Here is a 14,507-nt window from a genome sequence, read left to right as displayed (position 1 = left end):
TATGGCGTGATCGTTCGTTGAACCGTGCATGACGGATCTGGTTGAGCGCTTGGTGCCGGACGAGTTGTGGGTGTTGTTCCGGCGGGTGGTGCCGCCGACAGAGGTGATACGTCCGCAGGGTGGGGGCCGGCGTCGGGCGGGTGACCGCGAGGCTTTGGCCGCGATCGTCTTCGTGGCGACCTCGGGTTGCACGTGGAGGCAGCTTCCGCCGGTGTTCGGCCCGAGCTGGCAGACGGTCTACCGGCGCTTTGCCCAGTGGAGCCGGGCCCGGGTCTGGGCCCGGCTCCACCGTGTCATCCTCGACGAACTCGGTGCCCGCGGGGATCTGGACTGGTCGCGGTGTGCGATCGACTCGGTCAGCCTGCGGGCGGCAAAGGGGGCCACTGACGGGACCGAATCCGACCGACCGCGGCAAGTTGGGATCGAAGATTCACCTGATCACCGACCGGAACGGACTGCCTCTCTCGCTGGGCATCTCGGGCGCCAAATGCACGACAGCCTCGGCCTTGAGCCGCTCGTGCGCGGTATCCCGCCCATCCGATCCCGCCGAGGCCCCCGCCGACGACGACCGGCGAAACTGCACGCAGACAAGGGCTACGACTACGACCACCTGCGCCGATGGCTCCGCTCGCGAGGCATCCGACCCCGCATCGCCCGCAAGGGCATTGAATCCTCGCAGCGACTTGGACGTCACCGCTGGATGGTTGAAAGGACCGTGTCCTGGCTGGCCGGCTGCCGACGCCTGCACCGCCGCTACGAACGCAAGGCAGAACACTTCCTCGCCTTCATCGGTATATCCGCAGTCCTTATCTGCCACCGCCGCCTCAGCAAGACGGCAGTGCCTCAGCCACCGAGGTAGGGCACAAAGCTGTCCGGCTCCAGCACGGGGTCGGCCCAGGCCGCGTGTGCGAACACTGGACGCTGCGACATCCGGCCACCTGCGTCATCGACCAGCGTCGTCCGCACTCTAGGAGTGAGACGAATCCGATATCGCAGACCCTCTACCTCGACGACGCCGCAGTCACCAGCATCGGCGTCCAGCGCCGCGCCCGGAGTAACACTCACCGTCCACCCGGCCTTGGTGGCCAGATACATCCAGACCTCGAGAGCGCGCTCGCGATCTGCGAAGTTACCCACTCGGGCGATGATCTGCGCCGGATCAGCCCTGTCGTCAATGGCCATGTCGCCCCCCACCTCAGGGCGATCATGCCAGACCAGCCGCCAAGTCCCCCGCCGGGTTCCCGAGCTCGTCCGCTTCCATCCACCAAAGGAAACGACGTCTAAGTGGTGGCAAACGCGTCCCGGTAGCGGTCCCGCACCTCGAGCCGTTGCTGGAAGCCGGCCCTCTTGTACGTGGCGACGGCGGCGGCATTGGAGCTCGGGGTGCAGACGAGCGCGCTCGACGAACCCAGCTCCTGGAGTGCGGCCGCCGCAGCGAGGGTGATCGCATGGCCGTAGCCCTGGCGGCGGTGTGCCCGGTGCACGCCCATCGGTTCGAGCAATCCGGGTCTGCCCGGGCCGGCCGACCACACCGTCACCGTCGCCACCGCGTTGCGCCGCTCGTCGTAGGCGACCAGACACCGGGCATCGGCATACGGCAGTCCGGCAGCCATCGCGTGCCGGCGCTCCTCGGTGAACGTCGAACCGTCGAAGGCTCCCCGAACCACGGCGGCAAATTCGTGCGCCTGCTCCGGCCCGACCAGCTCGATCCGCACGTCAGGGTCCTTCACGGGCTCCGTGAGGTCGCGGCGCAAGGGCGTCCATGGCTCGTCGGCCTTCCAGCCACGCTCACACAGCAGATCCTGGACCAGCGCACCCACCGGCGCCTCGACGTTCACCCTCCCCGCAGGTAGTACACCGCGCTCCGACTCGGCCATGTCCTCGACCAACCGTTGCGCCAGTTCCTCGTCCCGCAGCACGTCCGGCGCCATCGTCAGCCGCAACAGCTCAGGACCGTCCAGCAGCCCGACAGCGAGGATCCGTCCGTCCCTGGTCCACGTCCTGACCGCCGCCGCGGTCGCTTCCGCGCCCAACCGCCAGAACCAGCCCAGGTCCCCCGGATGCAACTGCATCGGAGCCCCCTCGTACTGCCACTCCCGCAGCACGCCCACGACCTCGCCCAGCCCGTCGGCACCCGGCTTGCCCAACCTCATCACCATGCCCCCGAGCACACACCACTACACCGACCGACCGCACCTGGTTTCCGAGCGGCGCGATGCGGTTCAGGGGCTCGGGAAGACACCCGATGGCAGACCCTAGGAGCAGGTCGGGCACAGTCCGCGGTAGGTGACCTCGACCTGGGACACGGTGAAGCCGAACCGTTCTTCCGCCGGGAGGTCGGCGAGCAGATTGCCCGTCGGGTGGACGTCGCGGACGGTGCCGCACTGCGAGCACACCAAGTGCTGGTGCGGGTGATGCGCGTTCGGGTCGTAGCGCTTGGCGCGGCCGTCCGTGGAGACCTCTATGACCTCACCGAGCAGGACCAGTTCCCCCAGCGCGTTGTAGACGGTCGCCCGGGAGATCTCGGGCAGCCGTTGAACGGCGAGAGCGTGCACCTCGTCTGCCGTGAGATGCACGTGGTCACCGGCGAGGACCTCCGCAACGACACGCCGCTGGGAGGTCATGCGCCAGCCGCGCCCTCGTAGTCGCTCCAGCAGGTCACTCATATCGGTTCACCTATTCAGATGCGGCGGGATACCCGAAGGCTACCCGGCGGACGCCAGGGTTCCGATTGAATACGAGCTTGGCACACTTGTTGACCTGGACTCTGTCCATCGTAGGATCGGTTCCGGCAATAGCCAAGGGACAGGACTGTTCCCGACTGTTCCCGCAGGACAGGAGAGAAGACGTGACGCGACCACCGCCGAGCGGCTGTGCCGGGCCGGCGCGCAGGTGACGGCCGCCCGCGTGGCGCTCCCCGAGACCGGCGGAACGGCGACCGTCCTCCCACCGGGACGACTCCCTCCGGTCCCTCCGGGACGAGGGATCGCGTGAGCCGCATCGCGCCCCCGGCCCCGCGCTACGCCCTCCTCGTGCCTGTCGCGGCGGGACGCACCCGGGCCGGCCGGGTGCGCCGAACCGCCCCGCGGGGCCGGTTCGCGACCGCGCCTCGTGTCGTCGCCGGCAACGGCCGAGCGGCCCGCAGGACGGCCGGCCCGACCCCCGGCGACGACCACGGCCTCTCGGCTCACGAGGCCCGCGTGACCAACCGGGGCCTGCACCCCGACCGATCCACCGACTGCAGTTTCTGAGCACAGCGATCCGCCCCCTCCGGAAGGATTTCCATGTCCGAGAACCACGACGCAATCGTCACCGACGCGAAAACGGAGGGCACCGGCGGCGGCTGCCCGGTCGCACACGACCGCGCCGCGCACCCCACCCAGGGCGGTGGAAACCGCCAGTGGTGGCCGGAGCGGCTCAACCTGAAGATCCTTGCCAAGGACCCGGTCGTCGCCAACCCGCTGGGTGCGGAATTCGACTACGCCGAGGCGTTCCAGGCCCTCGACCTGACGGCCGTGAAGCGTGACATCGCCGAGGTGCTCACCACCTCGCAGGACTGGTGGCCCGCCGACTTCGGCAACTACGGCCCGCTGATGGTCCGTATGGCCTGGCACAGCGCCGGCACCTACCGCATCAGCGACGGCCGCGGTGGTGGCGGCCGTGGCCAGCAGCGCTTCGCCCCCCTCAACAGCTGGCCGGACAACGGCAACCTGGACAAGGCCCGCCGTCTGCTGTGGCCGGTCAAGAAGAAGTACGGCCAGTCCATCTCCTGGGCCGACCTCATGATCCTCACGGGCAATGTCGCGCTGGAGACGATGGGCTTCGAGACCTTCGGCTTCGCCGGCGGCCGTGCCGACGTCTGGGAGGCCGACGAGGACGTGTACTGGGGTCCCGAGACCACCTGGCTCGACGACCGGCGCTACACCGGCGACCGTGAGCTGGAGAACCCGCTCGGCGCCGTCCAGATGGGCCTCATCTACGTCAACCCCGAGGGCCCGAACGGCAACCCGGACCCGATCGCCGCGGCCCGCGACATCCGTGAGACGTTCCGCCGCATGGCGATGAACGACGAGGAGACCGTCGCCCTCATCGCCGGTGGTCACACCTTCGGCAAGACCCACGGCGCCGGCCCGGCCGACGCGGTCGGCAACGACCCCGAGGCCGCCTCCATGGAGGAGCAGGGCCTGGGCTGGAAGTCCACCCACGGCACCGGCAAGGCCGGCGACGCGATCACCTCCGGTCTCGAGGTCACCTGGACCACCAAGCCGACCCAGTGGAGCAACGACTTCTTCGACATCCTCTTCGGCTACGAGTGGGAGCTGACCCAGTCCCCGGCCGGCGCCAACCAGTGGGTGGCCAAGGACTCCGAGGAGATCATCCCCGACGCGCACGACGCGTCGAAGAAGCGTCGGCCCACGATGCTCACCACCGACCTCTCGCTGCGCTTCGACCCGATCTACGAGCCGATCTCGCGCCGCTTCCACGAGAACCCGGCCGAGTTCGCGGACGCTTTCGCCCGCGCCTGGTACAAGCTGACCCACCGCGACCTGGGCCCGAAGTCCCTGTACCTCGGCCCGGAGGTCCCGGCGGAGACGATGCTGTGGCAGGACCCGCTGCCGCAGGCCGAGGGCGCGGCCATCGACGCCGCGGACGCCGCGGCGCTCAAGGCCAAGCTCCTGCAGTCGGACCTGACCGTCTCGCAGCTGGTCTCCACCGCGTGGGCGTCGGCCTCGACGTTCCGCGGCAGCGACAAGCGCGGCGGTGCCAACGGCGCCCGTATCCGTCTGCAGCCGCAGAACGGCTGGGAGGTCAACAACCCCGACCAGCTCGCGCAGGTCCTGCGCGTCCTGGAGGGCGTCCGGTCGGAGTTCAACTCCGGTGCCAAGAAGGTCTCCCTGGCCGACCTGATCGTCCTCGGCGGTGCCGCCGCGGTCGAGAAGGCCGCCAAGGACGCCGGCTTCGACGTGGAGGTCCCCTTCAGCCCGGGTCGTGTGGACGCGACCGAGGAGCACACGGACAGCGAGTCGTTCGCCGCGCTGGAGCCGTCCTCCGACGGGTTCCGCAACTACGTGGGCAAGGGCAACCGCCTGCCTGCCGAGTACCTGCTGCTCGACCGGGCCAACCTGCTCACCCTGAGCGCGCCGCAGATGACCGCCCTCGTCGGTGGTCTGCGCGTCCTGGGTGCCAACCAGGGGCAGTCCTCGCACGGCGTGTTCACGGACACCCCGGGCGTGCTGACCAACGACTTCTTCGTCAACCTGCTCGACCTGGGCACGACGTGGAAGTCGACCTCCGGCGACCAGACGACCTTCGAGGGCCGTGACGCCTCGGGCGCCGTCAAGTGGACCGGCAGCCGTGCCGACCTCGTCTTCGGCTCGAACTCCGAGCTGCGCGCGCTCGCGGAGGTCTACGCGAGCGACGACGCGAAGGAGAAGTTCGTGAACGACTTCGTCGCGGCATGGGCCAAGGTCATGGACCTGGACCGGTTCGACCTCGCCTGACCGAAGGCGTCCGGGTCGGCTCGCGCTCGTACGAGAGCGGGCCGGCCCAGGACGACGGGAGGGGCTCACAGCCGGCCTGGCTGTGAGCCCCTCCCGTCGTTCACGCGAGCGCACCCTGTCCGAGCTGCGCTCAGGCCGCCGGTGACGGCCGGCGACCCCACCACCTCTCGTTCGGCGATCCACCACTTGCCACACCTATCGTTTCTCGATAGATTTCCATCGCTGCTCGATTGAAGGAGACGTGATGGGAAAGCTGACAGTCCTTGCACTGCGGGCTGTGCTCGTGGGCCTGCTCGCCGGTTCGGTGTTCGTCCAGGCCGTGATGGTGCCGCTGTTGGCCATCGACATGGAGAGTCTCGACGCGGACGTCGCGTACCTGCGTACCCCGTTCCTCGTGATCACGGTCCTCGGCATCGTGACGGTCCAGGTCGTCCTGGTCTGTGTGTGGCGGCTCGTGACGATGGTCCGACGCGGCACCGTCTTCTCCGAGGCCGCCTTCCGGTACGTCCACATCGTGATCGGCGCGATCGTGGCGGCAGCCCTCCTGCTGCTCGCGCTCGGTGTCGTCCTGGCACCGGGAGAAGCGGTCCCACCGGGCATCGTCCTCCTGATGGGCGGGGGCGTCATGGCGGCCCTGGGGGTCGCGCTCATCGTGCTGGTGCTGCGGATGCTGCTTGCGCGGGCCGTCGCGCGTGACGTCGAGGCGGCGCAGATGCGGGCCGAGCTGGCAGAGGTGATCTGATGCCGATCGCCGTCGACATCGACGTCATGCTGGCCAGGCGGAAGATGTCCGTGGGCGAGCTCGCGGACCGCGTCGGGATCACGCCGGCCAACCTGGCGGTACTCAAGAACGGCCGCGCCAAGGCGGTGCGCTTCGCGACACTCGCCGCGCTCTGCGAGGTGCTCGAGTGCCAGCCGGGCGACCTGCTGCGCTGGGAGTGCAAGGACACCGCGGACGTCTGACGCCCGGCATCAGCGGTCGGCGCGGCCGGCCGCCGATGACTGCGCCCTCGGAGCGACGATGCCCGGTACCGGCCCGGCCGGGGCGGGATAATCTGGCCGCATGCGGATCTCAGCCAGGGCGGACTACGCGGTACGCGCCGCGCTGCAACTCGCCGCGTACCGGGACTCCGGACCGCTGAAGGCGGAGGCCATCGCCGACGCCCAGAGCATTCCGCACAAGTTCCTCGAGGGCATCCTCAACGACATGCGCCGGGGCGGGCTCGTGGCCAGCCGGCGCGGCGGCGGTGGCGGTTACCGTCTGGCGCTGCCCGCGGAGTCGATCAGCATCGCCGACGTGATCCGCGCCGTGGACGGACCGCTCGTCTCGGTACGCGGCGTGCGGCCCCCGGAACTGTCCTACACCGGTCCCGCGGAGTCGCTGCTGCCGCTGTGGATCGCGCTCCGGGCGAACGTCCGCGAGATCCTCGAAGGCGTGACGCTGGCCGATGTCGCATCGGCCGAGCTGCCCACCAGGGTGTCCGCGCTCACCGAGGACGCCGCCGCCTGGACGAACCCCTGACGGCCCGACCGCCGCACCAACCGCTCGCCACACGCATCGACTTGTCCACCATCTGAACGTCCTCTTGGGCCCGGGCACGACCTCTGCGAGTATCCCTACTAATCCAGTAGGAATACTAGGAATCAGGGGACCGCGGGAGAACGCCGATCCTGTTGCCCGGCCGGGGAAGGACGCGTAGTGCCGAAGAAGTCCGCTGACGGGCAGTCGCTCCCACCGACACCGGTGGAGGAGACACCATGGCCGCGCATCGTCCGGGAACTCGCGGACGACCTCGCCACCGACGCGATCGCACGCGAACGCGCGGGCAAGTCCCCCACCGACGAGGTCTCGCGACTGCGCGAAGCCGGTCTCCTGGCTCTGCTGACCCCCACCCGCCCGGCAGGACGGGGCTCCGACTGGCGCACCGCCTGCGCCGTGGTCCGCGAGACCGCGGCGGCAGACAGCTCCATGGGCGAACTCCTGGCCCGCCACTACGCCCTGGCGTGGAGCACGCGCTTCTTCGGTTCCGCCGGCACCGCAGAACGTCATGAGGCGAGGTTCGCCGAGGAGCACTGGCTGCTGGGCGGCAGCATCGACGTCCCGGCCGGCTCACCGACCGATCTCACGCTCGCGCCGACCGGCACGGGGTACCTGCTGGGCGGCCGCAGGAGCTTCACCGCGGGGGTCACCGTCGCCGACCGGCTGATCCTGGGCGCTACCTGTACCAAGACGGGCGACTTACTGCTGGTGCTCGTGGACCCGGCGGATCCCGGCGTCCTGGTCGAGGCGGCGAACGAGCGCATCGGGCAGCGACTGGCGGGCGCGGGCAGCGTCGACTTCGACAACGTGCCGGTGAGCAGGGCGGATCATCTGCTCTGCGCCCTTCCCCGCGACGAGCACACCACGTCCCCCTTCACCGCCTTGGCGCCGCTCGCCCTGCGGCTCCTGCTCGCTCATGTCGCGCTCGGGCTCACCGAGGGGGCTCTCACGGAGGCGCGGGACATCAGCCGTACGGCACCGCCCGTCCCGACGGCCACCACGATGGGCGGTGCGTACGCGGAGCGGCCGAGCGACGATCCGTACCTCCTCCTTGCCTACGGAGAGCTGGCGATCGGATCCCACACCGCGGCCACGGTCGTCGAGCATGCGACCCAGGCACTGGCCGATGCGGTGGCGCTGGGACCGGAGCTGAGCGTCGACCATCACGCGGACGTCGCCGTGCTCGTCTCCGCCGCCGAGGCCGTCACCGGCGGAACCGCCGTGCACACCACGACGCGCCTGCTGGAACTCACCGCCGACGCGGACGACTTGGACGGCCGTACGGGGCTCGACAGGTTCTGGCGCAACGCGCGGGTACTGACGGCGCACACGCCCTCCTCCCACCGTCTGCGCGACATCGGCGACCACTTCCTCAACGGCGCTCGCACTCCCTTCACGACGCGCGCCTGACGAACGGCGATCGCCTCGTCGGTTCCGCCCCACCGGTCAGGCAGAACAACCCCTGGGACCGGGCCACTCCCGACGCGGCGCGCGGGCCTAGTGTGTGGTGTCATGACGCGCGCTTGGATTTCGCCGCTGCTGTTCGTGCTCTGCGGATCGGTCGTGGCGACCGGGCTGATCCTCGGAGGGAGCCCCGGCACGGCCGTAGCACTCCTCCTGCTGTTCGTGCTGATCGCAGCGGCGAACTCACCGCTGATCTTCCCGAGGTCCATCGGTGCGCTGGAGGCTCGACGCCTCAGCGCGGTCGACGGCCGGCCGATCGTCTTCTGGCGGCCGGGCTGCCCGTACTGCCTCCGCATGCGCATCCGGCTGGGCCGGCGCGCACGCCAGGTGCACTGGGTCGACATCTGGCGTGATCCGGCCGGCGCGGCAGAGGTGCGGGCGGTCAACGACGGCAATGAGACCGTGCCGACGGTCTTCGTGGCCGGCCGGCCGCACGTCAACCCCGACCCTGCCTGGGTGCGCGAACAGCTCGACGCTTCCGCGTGATGGGGAGCGGGGCAGCCCGCCGCGCCGATGTCCTCCCCGTCCCGCAGGTTCAGCGCTGTCCCGGCCGTGATTCGTCAACCGGGTGCGATCCGCCGCTCGCCCGCGACCGGATTCCGCGAGCCACTTCTGCCGGCACCAGGCGTACGTCGTCGATGTCGAGGACGCGCCCGTTCTCGTCCAGCATCGCCACCTGGACGTCGCCACCGCCGCGTTCCTGGATGTACGTGGCCGGGAGGCCAGGAGCGGGACGGTTCTCCTCGCCCCACTGCTGCAAGGCGGCGAGTACGACCTTGAGCTCCTGGCCTCGACGGGTCAGCCGGTACGCGTGCCGGATGCGCGATCCGGCCTCCTGGTAGGACTCGCGCTCGAAGATTCCCGCGTCCACCAGGGTGGAGAGGCGCGCGCTCAGCACGTCCGTCGGGATGCCCAGCTCCTTGCGGAAGTCGGAGAACCGGGTGGTGCCGCGCAGCGCGTTGCGGACGATCAGGAAGGCCCACTTCTGGCCCAGGATGTCCAGGCTGCGCTGGATGGAACACACCTCGCCGCGCGCGTCCGGCTCTTGCGCGTCCGCTGCCGTCGTCCTGTCCACGTGCATCGCCACGTATCCGAATCCCGTCTGTGCGCCCGGCGCGAGCGCGCCGTGTGCGAGCTGCGGCGAGACTACGCCGCGCCGTTCGTGAGCTGCTGGTAGACCTCGAACGCGTTGCGCTCGACGCGGTTCCACAGCAGCTTTCCGTCCTCGCGCACCGCCCACACCGCCGTGCCGGTCATCTCGATCGGCGCCCCGTCGGGGGTGGTTCGCAGGGCCCCGTTGTTGTTGCCGGTCAGGCGCCACATGGAGGCCACGCGTGAACCGTCGTGGTTCGCGAACGACTCGACGACCTCGAACTCCAGATTGTCGATGACCGTACCGAAGCCCCGTGCCCACTCCTTGAAGGCGGCCCGGGACTCGACGCGACTGCCGCCGGTGATGAGGACGAAGTCCTCGACCACAAGATCGTCGATGGCGTCGTAGTCCTGCGGGGACTGCCAGACATGCGCCCAGAAGTTGTGCACGGCGTCCACGGCGGAGAGCTTCGTCATGCTGGTCGATCCTTTCGCGATCGCGGGCCGGGGCCGGGAGCAGCCACCGCCCCGGGAGCCCGTCGCCGGCCACGCCTTACGGCGCAGGGCCTGCGCGTCCGTCGGCTGGGTTGGGAAAACAAAGGTAACACCTCTGGATTGGAAATCTGGACTCTGACCCGTCGCGACCGCTCCCGTGCCGCTCAGGGGGTCAGGACACCGCTGTCGAGCGACTGAGGGCCTCCCATGTGGTGACATCGGCCAGCAGCGACTCGTCGTGCTCACGCAGCGCGTCGACCGCGTCCCCGCCGAGCAGGAGGCGAAGCGGCGGGTTCTCGGCGTCCAGGACCTCGAGGATGGCCGCGGCGCCCTTGACCGGATCATTGGCTTCGGCGCCGACAATGCCCGTGACCAGCTGTCGAAGCCCGCCCGAGGTCGCCTCGTAGCCCGGGATCTCGGGGGTGAACTGCAGACTGCTGCTCATCCGGGTGCGGAACATGCCCGGCTCCACCAGCAGTACCCGGATGCCCAGGGGAGCCAGCTCGGTCGAGAGCGACGAGCTGAGCCCTTCGAGCGCGTGCTTCGTCGCGTGGTAGCCGCCCATGCCCGGGAAGGTGATCCGGCCGCCGAGGGAGCTCATCTGCACGATCGTCCCGGAGCCCTGCTCCCGCATCAGGGGAACGACCGCCTTCGTGAGTGCCGCGGCACCGAAGAAGTTGACCTCCATCATCGCCCGTAGCTGCTCCATCGAGGTTTCCTCCACCGCCCCGATCACGCTGTATCCGGCGTTGTTCACCAGGACGTCGATGCGGCCGAAGACAGCGAGCGCCGCATCCACCGCAGCCTGGACCGAGGCCGGATCCGTGACGTCCAGCGCTGCCGTGCTGATCCGGTCGCCCCCGGTCTCCGCCAGATCGGCGAGGGTCTCCGGTCGGCGTGCCGTGGTCATGACCCGGTCTCCGGCGGCCAGCGCGGCGAGTGCGATCTCCCGGCCGAACCCGACCGAGCAGCCCGTGATCAACCAGACGCGGTCCTGCGTGTTCATCGCCATCAGCCATGCCCTTCAACGTGGTGCTTGTCGAGGTCAATGGTTGTTCCGATGCTCCAGGAGCGTCCAACACCGGCTGCCTGTCGTCGCTGTAGGCTCTGCCTGTGACCCCTGATCTTCGGCAGCTGAGGTACTTCGTCGCCGTCGCCGAGGAGTCCAGCTACACACGCGCCGCCGAGCGGCTCATGATCAGCCAGCAGTCGCTGTCCCAGCAGATCAGCCTCTTGGAACGCATGCTGGCGGTGAGACTCTTCGACCGCGACAGCCGGGGCACCAGCCTGACCGCCGTCGGTGCGTTGTTCCTCCCGGAGGCCCGCGCGGTACTCGACCGGGCCGACAAGGCGATGGACGTCGTGGCACGAGCGGCACGCGGCGAGCTCGGCAGCCTCCGACTGGCCTTCCTCGCCACCACGACCAACTATCTGCTTCCCCCGGTGGTCCGGGCCGTGAGACAACGACTGCCGGGACTCGACGTGGCGACGGAGGAGACGACGATCGCCCCTCTGGTCGAGGGTCTGCGCAAAGGGCGCTACGACGTCGCGTTCACGCGGCCCCCGCTGGTGGACGGCCTGGAGACCAGAACGCTGGTCAGCGAACCGGTGTGCGCCGTCCTTCCCGAGGGCCACCCGCTAGCCGAGCGCGCGGAGCTGACCCTCGGTGAGCTGGCGGGCGAGCAGTGGGTGTTGACCCCGCGCAGCTCGTGGGAACCCTGGCACCGGGCATTCGACGACTCCTTCCGCGCGGCCGGCTTCACTCCTGACGTGGTGCGGCGCGACGCGAGCGTGCAGAGCCTGCTCGGCCTGGTCGCGGCCGGCGTCGGGGTGACGCGGCTGGCACAGTCGGCGAGCAATCTGCGCCGGACCGGTGTGGTGTTCGTGCCCCTGACCGGGGAGTCCGTCCCCACCGAGATGGTGTGGCTGTCCGGCAACGCCTCCCCCGCGTTGCACAGACTGCTCGATGTGGTCACCGAGATGGCCGCGGCCACGGACTTCACCCGGTCCGGCTGACAGCGGGTCCCCGCCCTCGCGCATCGGCGCAAGCAGAGCAACAGTCCCATCGCCGGCGGCCAACACCCGGCGCACCGACCGCTCTTACCCGCCGGGTACGGTGAAGTGGATCAGTTCAGGCATGAACACTTCACAAGGAGTTTCGGTGAGGAAGATTTACGGGGCCCGTGCCGCCGTCGCCGCGGTCGGTGCGATCACGCTTGTCGCCGCGGCGTCGGGCACAGCCGCCGCGGCCGACACCACACTGCGGTTGTCCCGCGGCGGTCACACCATCGGTACGATGACCCACCTCGACCCCGACCCGGACACGTTCCGTGTCTGCGACACGCGCGCCGACGGACACGGGGTCACCGGCAAGCTGTACGTCTACCTGGCGGGCTGGCAACTCAAAGAGACGAAGCAGGACGGCGGCGACTCCGCCTGCGGCTACTTCGACTACAACGTCATTCCCTACGGCGCGAAGTACCTGCTGAAGCTGTGCTGGAACGGACCCGGCGAGGTCTGTTCGCAGAAGGAGTTCACCGAGGACTGACCTGGCGACTGCCCGCCGCGCCCTGTACTCCCCCGGGCCGGAGCGGTCGGTCCGGTTCGTCGCCGGAACCGGCTCCGCTCGCAGGTCATGGGCCGGCGAGCAGGTCTCCGGACCGGTGCTTGGTCAGACCGGTGCTTCGTCAGACAGGTACTTCGTCGCGGTTCGGTGCATTCACCGTGTTCACCGGACCGCGACAGCCGCACACAACGGCTCGTGTCCGGGGTGACCGCCCGGCTCGGCTGCCGAGAGGCAGCGCAGTTTTCCCTCTTCCCCGTTCTCCCTTCTCCCCCACCCCCGAACGGATGTAGTTTCCCGCCATGACTGACGATCTTGCCTATGCGGGTGTCGCCGGACAGGCGGAGGCCGTCCGCGCCGGAGACGTGTCGGCTCGTGAACTCACCGAGCTGCTCCTCGCCCGTATCGAGCGGCACAACGGCAGCCTCACGGCGTTCACCGTGGTGATGGCCGAGGAGGCCCTCGCCGAGGCCGCCCGCCGGGACGAGACCCCCCAGGCCGACCGTGGCCCGCTGCACGGGGTGCCGGTCGCGATCAAGGAGGAGAACGACGTCGAGGGCAGGGTGACGACGTTCGGAACGGCGGCCAACAGCCGGCCGGCCGCAGCCGACAGCGAGGTGGTGCGCAGGCTGCGCGCAGCCGGGGCCGTCGTCATCGGCAAGACGAACATGCCCGAGTTCGGCCTCTTCCCGTTCACCGAGTCGTCGGCGCACGGCGCCACGATCAACCCCTGGGCACCCGGGCATTCGCCCGGCGGTTCCAGCGGCGGCTCGGCCGCGGCCGTCGCGGCCGGCCTGGTCCCGGCCGCCATCGGTGGCGACGGCGGCGGCTCGATCCGGATTCCCTCCGCCAGCTGCGGCCTGTTCGGGCTGAAGCCGTCACGCGGGCGTGTCAGCACCTCACCGCATCCCCATCTCTGGTGGGGACTGGGCGTGCTCGGCCCCCTGACGCGTTCCGTGCTGGACTCCGCACTCGTCCACGACGCGATCCGGGGCTCGCTGCCCGGCGACATGTTCCGCGCCACCGACCCGGCCACCTCATTCGCCGTCGCGGCCGTCACTGAACCCCGGCAGCTGCGAATCGGCTGGTCGACCAAGTCGGCCTCCGTCGGTGTACGACCGGCGGCGGACGTCGTCCGGGCCGTCGAGGAAACGGCCACGCTGCTGGCGGAGTTGGGCCATCACGTCGAGGAGGTCGACCCGCGCTGCCCCGACCCGACGGCCGCGTTCGTGCCGCAGTGGTTCGCCGGTCTGCGGACCGAGGCCTTCGCGATGGACGACTACAGCCGTCTCGAGCGGCGGACCCGTGAGACGGTCCGCCTCGGCAGCTGGGTCCGGCCCCGTGTCACTCGATGGGCTCTCGCACAGGGTGAGCGGACCGCCACCAAGGCGAACAGAGTCTTCGAGCGGATCGATGTGCTGCTCACCCCGACGATGGCGGGCCTCCCGCCCGCGACCGGGCGACTCAGCGGCACGGGCACGGTGCGGGCCGCGCTGCGGGCGATGCCGATGATCGCGTACTGCGCGCTGTGGAACGTCACCGGCAACCCCGCGGCCTCGGTACCGGCCGGGTTCTCCGCCGACGGCCTGCCTCTCGCGGTGCAACTGGTCGGCCGTCGGGACGACGAGCCGACGCTGCTGTCGCTCTCCGCGCAACTGGAGACAGCTCGCCCCTGGGCCGGACGGACACCGCCCGGTTTCCCCGCCTGAGGGCTGTCCCGGTCCTCCTCCGGTGCTCCCGTCCCAACGAGCGTCGTCGACACTCACGGCAGTGGAGCCCCCGGTGGCCAGGAGTGGATGGACAACGCCCGTTCGGCCCCTGACACGGTCACGCTCCTCGCTTGAGCCCGGAC

16 protein-coding genes and 1 pseudogene are annotated in these 14,507 nt (G+C 69.9%); 11 read left to right on the top strand and 6 right to left on the bottom strand.

Annotated elements, in window-relative coordinates; genetic code table 11:
- Nucleotides 1-28: 28 nt before the first annotated feature.
- Nucleotides 29-802, top strand: a pseudogene (locus ACQPWZ_RS34275) (IS5 family transposase); the annotation flags it as partial.
- 41 nt (nucleotides 803-843) lie between these two features.
- On the opposite strand, the gene ACQPWZ_RS34270 reads toward ACQPWZ_RS34275, so the two are convergent.
- The 3 genes from ACQPWZ_RS34270 to ACQPWZ_RS34260 form a co-directional block, all read right to left on the bottom strand.
- Complete coding sequence (locus tag ACQPWZ_RS34270) at nucleotides 844-1,182, bottom strand: hypothetical protein (protein ID WP_433573390.1); 339 nt, start codon at nucleotides 1,180-1,182, stop codon at nucleotides 844-846.
- Between the two features lie 98 nt (nucleotides 1,183-1,280).
- Nucleotides 1,281-2,159 carry a GNAT family N-acetyltransferase gene (locus ACQPWZ_RS34265; RefSeq protein ID WP_433573389.1) on the bottom strand — a complete coding sequence of 293 codons (879 nt, stop codon included), beginning with the start codon at nucleotides 2,157-2,159 and terminating at the stop codon, nucleotides 1,281-1,283.
- A gap of 96 nt (nucleotides 2,160-2,255) precedes the next feature.
- Nucleotides 2,256-2,666 carry a Fur family transcriptional regulator gene (locus ACQPWZ_RS34260; RefSeq protein ID WP_433573388.1) on the bottom strand — a complete coding sequence of 137 codons (411 nt, stop codon included), beginning with the start codon at nucleotides 2,664-2,666 and terminating at the stop codon, nucleotides 2,256-2,258.
- A 324-nt stretch (nucleotides 2,667-2,990) separates the two neighbouring features.
- Between ACQPWZ_RS34260 and ACQPWZ_RS34255 the strand changes: the two genes are divergently transcribed.
- The 7 genes from ACQPWZ_RS34255 to ACQPWZ_RS34225 all read left to right on the top strand — a co-directional run bounded on the left by ACQPWZ_RS34255 (nucleotide 2,991) and on the right by ACQPWZ_RS34225 (nucleotide 8,991).
- The gene (locus tag ACQPWZ_RS34255) at nucleotides 2,991-3,251 is read left to right on the top strand and encodes a hypothetical protein (RefSeq protein WP_433573387.1); all 261 of its coding nucleotides are present in this window, start codon (nucleotides 2,991-2,993) and stop codon (nucleotides 3,249-3,251) included.
- Between the two features lie 33 nt (nucleotides 3,252-3,284).
- The gene (gene katG / locus ACQPWZ_RS34250) at nucleotides 3,285-5,501 is read left to right on the top strand and encodes a catalase/peroxidase HPI (protein ID WP_433573386.1); all 2,217 of its coding nucleotides are present in this window, start codon (nucleotides 3,285-3,287) and stop codon (nucleotides 5,499-5,501) included.
- Between the two features lie 244 nt (nucleotides 5,502-5,745).
- Nucleotides 5,746-6,243: a DUF2975 domain-containing protein gene (locus ACQPWZ_RS34245; RefSeq protein ID WP_340477290.1), complete on the top strand. Its 498-nt coding sequence runs from the start codon at nucleotides 5,746-5,748 to the stop codon at nucleotides 6,241-6,243.
- Nucleotides 6,243-6,464, top strand: coding sequence for a helix-turn-helix domain-containing protein (locus tag ACQPWZ_RS34240; RefSeq protein ID WP_313942292.1), 222 nt, complete (start codon nucleotides 6,243-6,245; stop codon nucleotides 6,462-6,464). The genes ACQPWZ_RS34245 and ACQPWZ_RS34240 overlap by 1 nt, the downstream gene beginning before the upstream one ends.
- A 100-nt stretch (nucleotides 6,465-6,564) precedes the next feature.
- On the top strand, nucleotides 6,565-7,023 hold the full coding sequence (locus ACQPWZ_RS34235) for an RrF2 family transcriptional regulator (protein WP_340477289.1): 459 nt from the start codon (nucleotides 6,565-6,567) through the stop codon (nucleotides 7,021-7,023).
- Between the two features lie 177 nt (nucleotides 7,024-7,200).
- A complete protein-coding gene (locus ACQPWZ_RS34230) occupies nucleotides 7,201-8,451 on the top strand; it encodes an acyl-CoA dehydrogenase family protein (RefSeq protein WP_433573385.1) in 1,251 nt (416 codons plus the stop codon).
- Nucleotides 8,452-8,553: 102 nt separating this feature from the next.
- Nucleotides 8,554-8,991 (top strand): glutaredoxin domain-containing protein, encoded by a 438-nt coding sequence (locus ACQPWZ_RS34225; RefSeq protein WP_433573384.1) that lies wholly within the window; start codon nucleotides 8,554-8,556, stop codon nucleotides 8,989-8,991.
- A 49-nt stretch (nucleotides 8,992-9,040) separates the two neighbouring features.
- On the opposite strand, the gene ACQPWZ_RS34220 is transcribed toward ACQPWZ_RS34225, so the two are convergent.
- The 3 genes from ACQPWZ_RS34220 to ACQPWZ_RS34210 form a co-directional block, all read right to left on the bottom strand.
- Entirely contained in the window at nucleotides 9,041-9,586 is a 546-nt protein-coding gene (locus ACQPWZ_RS34220; RefSeq protein ID WP_433573918.1) for a winged helix-turn-helix transcriptional regulator, read from the bottom strand.
- Between the two features lie 65 nt (nucleotides 9,587-9,651).
- A complete protein-coding gene (locus ACQPWZ_RS34215; RefSeq protein ID WP_383245272.1) occupies nucleotides 9,652-10,074 on the bottom strand; it encodes an ester cyclase in 423 nt (140 codons plus the stop codon).
- A gap of 190 nt (nucleotides 10,075-10,264) precedes the next feature.
- A complete protein-coding gene (locus ACQPWZ_RS34210) occupies nucleotides 10,265-11,104 on the bottom strand; it encodes an oxidoreductase (RefSeq protein WP_433573383.1) in 840 nt (279 codons plus the stop codon).
- A 101-nt stretch (nucleotides 11,105-11,205) separates the two neighbouring features.
- On the opposite strand from ACQPWZ_RS34210, the gene ACQPWZ_RS34205 reads away from it, so the two are divergent.
- The 3 genes from ACQPWZ_RS34205 (at nucleotide 11,206) to ACQPWZ_RS34195 (ending at nucleotide 14,364) form a co-directional block, all read left to right on the top strand.
- Nucleotides 11,206-12,108 carry a LysR substrate-binding domain-containing protein gene (locus ACQPWZ_RS34205; RefSeq protein ID WP_433573382.1) on the top strand — a complete coding sequence of 301 codons (903 nt, stop codon included), beginning with the start codon at nucleotides 11,206-11,208 and terminating at the stop codon, nucleotides 12,106-12,108.
- Between the two features lie 145 nt (nucleotides 12,109-12,253).
- Complete coding sequence (locus ACQPWZ_RS34200) at nucleotides 12,254-12,640, top strand: hypothetical protein (RefSeq protein WP_383234723.1); 387 nt, start codon at nucleotides 12,254-12,256, stop codon at nucleotides 12,638-12,640.
- A 317-nt stretch (nucleotides 12,641-12,957) separates the two neighbouring features.
- Nucleotides 12,958-14,364, top strand: a complete 1,407-nt coding sequence (locus tag ACQPWZ_RS34195; RefSeq protein ID WP_433573381.1) for an amidase — start codon at nucleotides 12,958-12,960, stop codon at nucleotides 14,362-14,364.
- Nucleotides 14,365-14,507 lie beyond the last annotated feature (143 nt).

It is taken from the genome of Streptomyces sp. CA-251247 (genome assembly GCF_050952975.1).
Lineage (GTDB): Bacteria > Actinomycetota > Actinomycetes > Streptomycetales > Streptomycetaceae > Streptomyces > Streptomyces achmelvichensis.
Note: the sequence above shows the minus strand (reverse complement) of the source record. Positions and strands in the feature narration are given on the sequence as shown.

What these genes read in the sequence shown, in the direction of transcription:
- ACQPWZ_RS34235 (WP_340477289.1), top strand. Translation starts at nt 6,565, where the DNA reads ATGCGGATCTCAGCCAGGGCGGACTACGCGGTACGCGCCGCGCTGCAA.
- ACQPWZ_RS34265 (WP_433573389.1), bottom strand. Translation starts at nt 2,159, where the DNA reads ATGGTGATGAGGTTGGGCAAGCCGGGTGCCGACGGGCTGGGCGAGGTC.
- ACQPWZ_RS34260 (WP_433573388.1), bottom strand. Translation starts at nt 2,666, where the DNA reads ATGAGTGACCTGCTGGAGCGACTACGAGGGCGCGGCTGGCGCATGACC.
- ACQPWZ_RS34210 (WP_433573383.1), bottom strand. Translation starts at nt 11,104, where the DNA reads ATGGCGATGAACACGCAGGACCGCGTCTGGTTGATCACGGGCTGCTCG.
- ACQPWZ_RS34240 (WP_313942292.1), top strand. Translation starts at nt 6,243, where the DNA reads ATGCCGATCGCCGTCGACATCGACGTCATGCTGGCCAGGCGGAAGATG.
- ACQPWZ_RS34245 (WP_340477290.1), top strand. Translation starts at nt 5,746, where the DNA reads ATGGGAAAGCTGACAGTCCTTGCACTGCGGGCTGTGCTCGTGGGCCTG.
- ACQPWZ_RS34195 (WP_433573381.1), top strand. Translation starts at nt 12,958, where the DNA reads ATGACTGACGATCTTGCCTATGCGGGTGTCGCCGGACAGGCGGAGGCC.
- ACQPWZ_RS34220 (WP_433573918.1), bottom strand. Translation starts at nt 9,586, where the DNA reads ATGCACGTGGACAGGACGACGGCAGCGGACGCGCAAGAGCCGGACGCG.
- ACQPWZ_RS34225 (WP_433573384.1), top strand. Translation starts at nt 8,554, where the DNA reads ATGACGCGCGCTTGGATTTCGCCGCTGCTGTTCGTGCTCTGCGGATCG.
- ACQPWZ_RS34270 (WP_433573390.1), bottom strand. Translation starts at nt 1,182, where the DNA reads ATGGCCATTGACGACAGGGCTGATCCGGCGCAGATCATCGCCCGAGTG.
- katG (WP_433573386.1), top strand. Translation starts at nt 3,285, where the DNA reads ATGTCCGAGAACCACGACGCAATCGTCACCGACGCGAAAACGGAGGGC.
- ACQPWZ_RS34215 (WP_383245272.1), bottom strand. Translation starts at nt 10,074, where the DNA reads ATGACGAAGCTCTCCGCCGTGGACGCCGTGCACAACTTCTGGGCGCAT.